The 5,002-nt window shown below is 65.1% G+C and carries 5 protein-coding genes; all 5 read right to left on the bottom strand.

Annotated elements, in window-relative coordinates; genetic code table 11:
* Positions 1-250, bottom strand: a 250-nt coding sequence (locus tag JOZ76_RS18055) for a DUF2867 domain-containing protein (protein ID WP_291700348.1), incomplete at its 3' end; no start/stop codon positions are given.
* Positions 247-1,647 carry an MATE family efflux transporter gene (locus JOZ76_RS18050; protein WP_291700347.1) on the bottom strand — a complete coding sequence of 467 codons (1,401 nt, stop codon included), beginning with the start codon at positions 1,645-1,647 and terminating at the stop codon, positions 247-249. The genes JOZ76_RS18055 and JOZ76_RS18050, both read right to left, overlap by 4 nt.
* Positions 1,648-2,253: 606 nt before the next feature.
* Positions 2,254-3,180 carry a substrate-binding periplasmic protein gene (locus JOZ76_RS18045; protein WP_291700352.1) on the bottom strand — a complete coding sequence of 309 codons (927 nt, stop codon included), beginning with the start codon at positions 3,178-3,180 and terminating at the stop codon, positions 2,254-2,256.
* Entirely contained in the window at positions 3,180-3,530 is a 351-nt protein-coding gene (locus JOZ76_RS18040) for a c-type cytochrome (RefSeq protein WP_441300053.1), read from the bottom strand. Before JOZ76_RS18040 ends, JOZ76_RS18045 begins: the two co-directional genes overlap by 1 nt.
* A gap of 13 nt (positions 3,531-3,543) precedes the next feature.
* The coding region (locus JOZ76_RS18035) for a PQQ-dependent dehydrogenase, methanol/ethanol family (RefSeq protein WP_291700345.1) at positions 3,544-5,002 on the bottom strand (1,459 nt) is incomplete at its 5' end.

Below are 5,002 nucleotides of genomic sequence, written 5' to 3'. Positions count from 1 at the left end.
CAGGGAACAATCCGATCACCCCCTTGGCCCCGGGCACGGCCGATGTTTTCAGGCCAAGCGGGGTTACGAGAAGGTTGCGCAAGCGCAGCGACGCGCCAAACCAGGACGGCGCGTTGAACATGATGCGCATCGCCGCCGCTTTCGCATCGCCTGCAGGTCCAGCCATCTGGATGCGATATGCGTCGGCGAACTGTGCTCCCGGGAGCAACGCTCGCGATGGGGCACTCGGCGCGATCTCTTCGACGCTCATGCCGAACCGAACCTGTTCGCAAGCCGGTGGAAGCGCGTGATCAGCAGGCAGGCATACACCGCGCTGCCGACCGATAGGCCGATCCAGACTCCCACGGCACCGAGGCCGGCGTGAAACGCGAGCGCCCAGGCCGAGGGGAAGCCGACGAGCCAATATCCTGTTGCGGCGAACATCAGCGGCATGCGGGTGTCCTTCAGGCCGCGCAGGGCTCCCGCCGCGATGGTCTGGAGTCCGTCGGTCACGAAGAACGTCGCGCCGACCATCAGCAGGGTCGCGACCAGATCGATCACGGCCTCCGCGTTGGTCGCCGCCGCGCCGAGAAAGATCCGCGCGATGGCAAAGCGGCAGGCGATCACGATCAGCGTCAGGATCGTGGCGATGATGGCCCCGAGCAGCATGGCCGTAAAACCCGCGCGCCGCACCCCGGAGGGATCGCCCCGGCCGACCGCATGCCCGACCCGCACCGTCGTCGCCAGCGAGATTCCGAGCTGCACCATGAACAGGATGGTCGTCACCTGCAGCGCGATCTGGTTCGCGGCGATCGCGGTCGTGCTGATCAGGCCGGTGAGCAGCGCAGCGGATGAGAACAGGCCGAATTCCATCAGCAAGGCAATCGAGATCGGCGTGCCGACCGCAATGAGGTCACGCATCATGACCCAGTCGATGCGCCAGATCCGGCCGAACACGTGATATTTCTTGAACGGACGGCGCGTGACGGCGAACCACAGGCCCGCGACAAACATCCCGGCATTGACCAGAGTGGTGGCGAGTCCCGCACCGAACAGGCCAAGCCGCGGCAGCCCCCACGCGCCGTAGATCAGCACATAGACCAGGACCGCGTTGGCCGGGATCGCTGCGAGTGTGATCCACAGCACCGGTTCGGGGCGATTGAGCGCGCTCATGAAGCCGCGGAGCGCGATCAGCCACAGCGCAGGCGTCGCGCCCCACACCAGGCCGAGCAGATAGTTTTGCGCGAGGCGGGCCGGTGCGTCTGCCTGTCCGAGCAGGCGGAGGATCTGCTCGCCGTAAAGCGGAAACGACATCATCGGCAGCGAAATCAGCAGCGCCGCCCAGAGCCCGACGCGGGTCGCCCGCCGCACCCGGCGCGGATCGCGCGCACCAAAAGCCTGCGCGGCGAGCGGCGAGACCGCGGAGACGACGCCGAGGCCGATGGTGAAGCTGACGAAATAGATCGTCGCGGCGAGCGCCGCCGCGGCCACCGCCTCCTCGCCGAGCCGCCCGATCCAGGCGAGATCGGTCGTCGTCATCGCGATCTGGCCGAGCAAGGTCAAGGCCATCGGCGCGGCGAGGCGGATGGTCTCCCAGAGCTCGCGCGCGAGCTGGCTGGTCGGCGAGGTGACGAGCGGCACCCTGTCAATGTCGGCGGATGAGGTCATGATGGCAGGGTAGCATCAAGGCAGTCCGAAAGGAGCTGGTTCTCTCCGCATGCCCCCGCTGTCATCGTCCGGCTTGATGACCGGGCGATCCAGTATTCCAGAGACAGCGGTGCTTGAGCCGTTAAGCCGCGGCGTACTGGATTGCCCGCCTTCGCGGGCAATGACAGCAGAGAATGTGGCCGATTGCTGCGCGCCGCGCCGCCGCCTGTTCAGCACTTCCTCCAAACGTCGTCGCCGGCGGCCGGCTCGCTCCGCATGTCCCCGCTGTCATCGTCCGGCTTGACCGGACGATCCAGTATTCCAGAGGCAGCGGTGCTTGAGCGGTTAAGCCGCGGCGTACTGGATTGCCCGCCTTCGGGCAATGACAGCAGAGAATGTCCCCGATTGCTGCGCGCCGCGGCGCCGCCTGTTCAGCACTTCCTCGAAACGTCGTCGCCGGCGGCCGGCTCGCTCCGCATGTCCCCGCTGTCATCGTCCGGCTTGACCGGACGATCCAGTATTCCAGAGACAGCGGTGCTTGAGCGGTTAAGCCGCGGCGTACTGGATTGCCCGCTTTCGCGGGCAATGACAGCTGAAAATGTGGCGCCCGTCGGGTGCGCCGGCGGCCTATCTGTTCAGCACCTTTTTCCAGACGTCGTCGCCGGCAGCGGGCTCATGCGGGGCCAGATATGTCAGGCCTGCAGCCTGACCGAGCTGGGCGAGGGTTCCGGCCGCTTGCAATTCGGCGAGCACCTTGTTGATCTCATCCAGCAGCGCCGGCTCGCCGGCAAGCGCGACATAGCCGCGGTTGGTGCCGAGGGGATGATAGTAGCCGGAGGCTGCGAGCTCAGTGCCGGGATGTGTAGCACGATAAGCATCGAACCGGCGCAGGTCGAGCAGCGTCGCGTCGAACTCGCCGTGGTCGATCGCGCCCAAGAGATCGCTGCGTCCGGGCACCAGATGCGTGATGTCGTCGATCAGGCGTCCGTTGTCGAACGTCATCAGGATGGCATCTGCAACCGTGCCGCTCTCGATTGCGATGCGCAAACCGGCGAGATCGCCAACGCCTGCAATCTTGCGATCCCTCACCTTGGGACCAAGCACGACCGTGAGCGGCGAATAGACATAGGGCTTGCTCGCAGCGAGCACGCCGAGCGGCACGCGCCGCCGTCGATCGTCCCGCGTGGCACCTTCGAAGTCGGGCAGCTTTGCGGTCTGCACGCCGGGCACGGTGAGCGCGTCCGAGGTGAAGGCATAGCCGCCGATCAGCGCGCAGCGGCCGTCCGACAACAGGGCGTTGGCTTCGAGCGCAGGGCTGGAATCCTCGTCGAGCTTGCTTTCGAACCATTGGATTCTGAGCGGCCGACCGAGCCGATCGGCGATCGCCTGCGCGAGCGCAACGTCGAAGCCGCTATCCGGCTTGCCAGAGCGATGCACCGAGAGCGGCGGCAGATTCTCATCGAGGCAGATCGTGAGCGGACCGTCGGCTGCATGGGTGGCTGTCGCTACCACACAGAGAAGCGTTGCCAGGCCTCCGGCCGCAAGTCGTCCGATCACGACGTCCTCCGGCTCGACACATAGGCCCAGAGATCCCTGATCTCATCGTCACTGAGGAGGTCGCCCCACGGCGGCATCCGGTTGTTCTTGCCTTGCTTCACGGTGGTGATGAACCGCGTCTCGTCGTCAGGAAATCTCCGCAAGTCCGGCGTCACCGTACCCGCATTGACCATGTTGGGGCCATGACAATGCGAGCACTTTTGCGCGAAGGTGATCTTGCCCCGGTCGATCACGGCCTGATCACCACCCGCTTGCTGCGCGGCCGCAGGCCCTGTCTGGCTTGCGACAGCGAACGCTGCGACGGCGGCGACCAGCGCCGCCGTGCAGATCCATACTCGCTCGATCACGTGCAATCCGCAGCTAGTTCTTGACCGCGAAAACCCACAGCGATCCGCCGGTCGGCACCGTTGCCAGACGCTCATCGCCGGAGAAGATCGAGTAGACGCCGCCATAGCCGCTGGTCACCGCGACGTATTGGACCCCGTCCTGCTGCCAGGTCACGGGTTGACCCTCGATGCCTGAGCCGGTCTGGAACTGCCACAGCTTCTTGCCGTTGTCGGCGTCGAAGGCCTCGAACTCGCCCGTCAACTGACCGGTGAAAACGACGCCGCCGGCGGTCGACAGCACGCCGGAGAAGCGCGGAACGTCGCTCGGGGCTTCCCATTTGGCCTTGCCGGTCATCGGGTCGATCGCCTTGAGGTGGCCGCGAGGCCCGTCACCCCATTCCCACACGTCGGTCAAATCCATGCCGAGATACAATTCGCCGGCCTTGTACGTTGCAGGCTCGGCCTTGTAATGACCGCCGAAGGCGAGCGTATTGGCATAGGCAAGGCCGGTCTGCGGATTGAACGACATCGGCTCCCAGTTCTTGCCGCCGAGTATCGATGGATAAACCACGACTTTCTTGCCCTCGCGCGCGTCCTTACTGATGTCGGTCTCGATCGGCCGCCCGGTCTTCATGTCGATGCCGCTGGCCCAGTTGACTTTGACATAGGGGTTGGCCGCGAGCAGCTTTCCATTAGTCCGGTCGAGCACATAGAAAAAGCCGTTGCGATTGGCGTCCATCAGCGCCTTGGTCGGCTTGCCGTCGACGCTGATGTCGGCGAGCACCATTTCGGCGACCGAGTCATAGTCGAACGGATTGTTCGGCGAGAACTGATAGTGCCATTTGACCTTGCCGCTCTTGGGGTCGAGCGCGAGCACCGAGCAAGTGTAAAGGTTGTCGCCGGGGCGCACGGCCGCGTTGAACGGCCCGGGATTGCCGATGCCCCAATAGACCGTATTCAATTCGGGATCGTAGGAGCCTGTGATCCAAGTCGATCCGCCGCCGAGTTTCCAGGTGTCGCCTTTCCAGGTGTCGCCGCCCGGCTCATCGGGTGTCGGGATGGAGAAGGTGCGCCACAGATGCTTGCCGGTCGCGGGATCCCAGCCGTCGATGAAGCCGCGGGTGCCGTACTCGGCGCCCGAAATACCGGTCAGCACCACGCCGTCGGCGACCAGCGGCGCGACCGTCATCGAATAGCCGTCCTTGACGTCGGCGGCCTTCTGGCGCCAGAGCTCCTTGCCCGTCTTGGCATCGAGCGCGATCACATTGGCGTCGAGCGTGGTGCGGAACACCTTTCCGTCAAACAGCGCCGCGCCGCGATTGATGATGCCACAGCACACGATCCGTGGCGTCTCGGCCGGATACTCGATCTTGGTCTTCCAGATCTGCTTGCCGGTCTTGGCGTCGACCGCGATCGTGGCGCTGTGGGTGGTGACGTAGATGATGCCCTGATAGACGAGAGGCTGCGACTCCTCGCTGCGGTCGTCGGCGAGG

It is taken from the genome of Bradyrhizobium sp. (assembly GCF_019244115.1).
Classification (GTDB): domain Bacteria; phylum Pseudomonadota; class Alphaproteobacteria; order Rhizobiales; family Xanthobacteraceae; genus Bradyrhizobium.
Note: the sequence above shows the minus strand (reverse complement) of the source record. Positions and strands in the feature narration are given on the sequence as shown.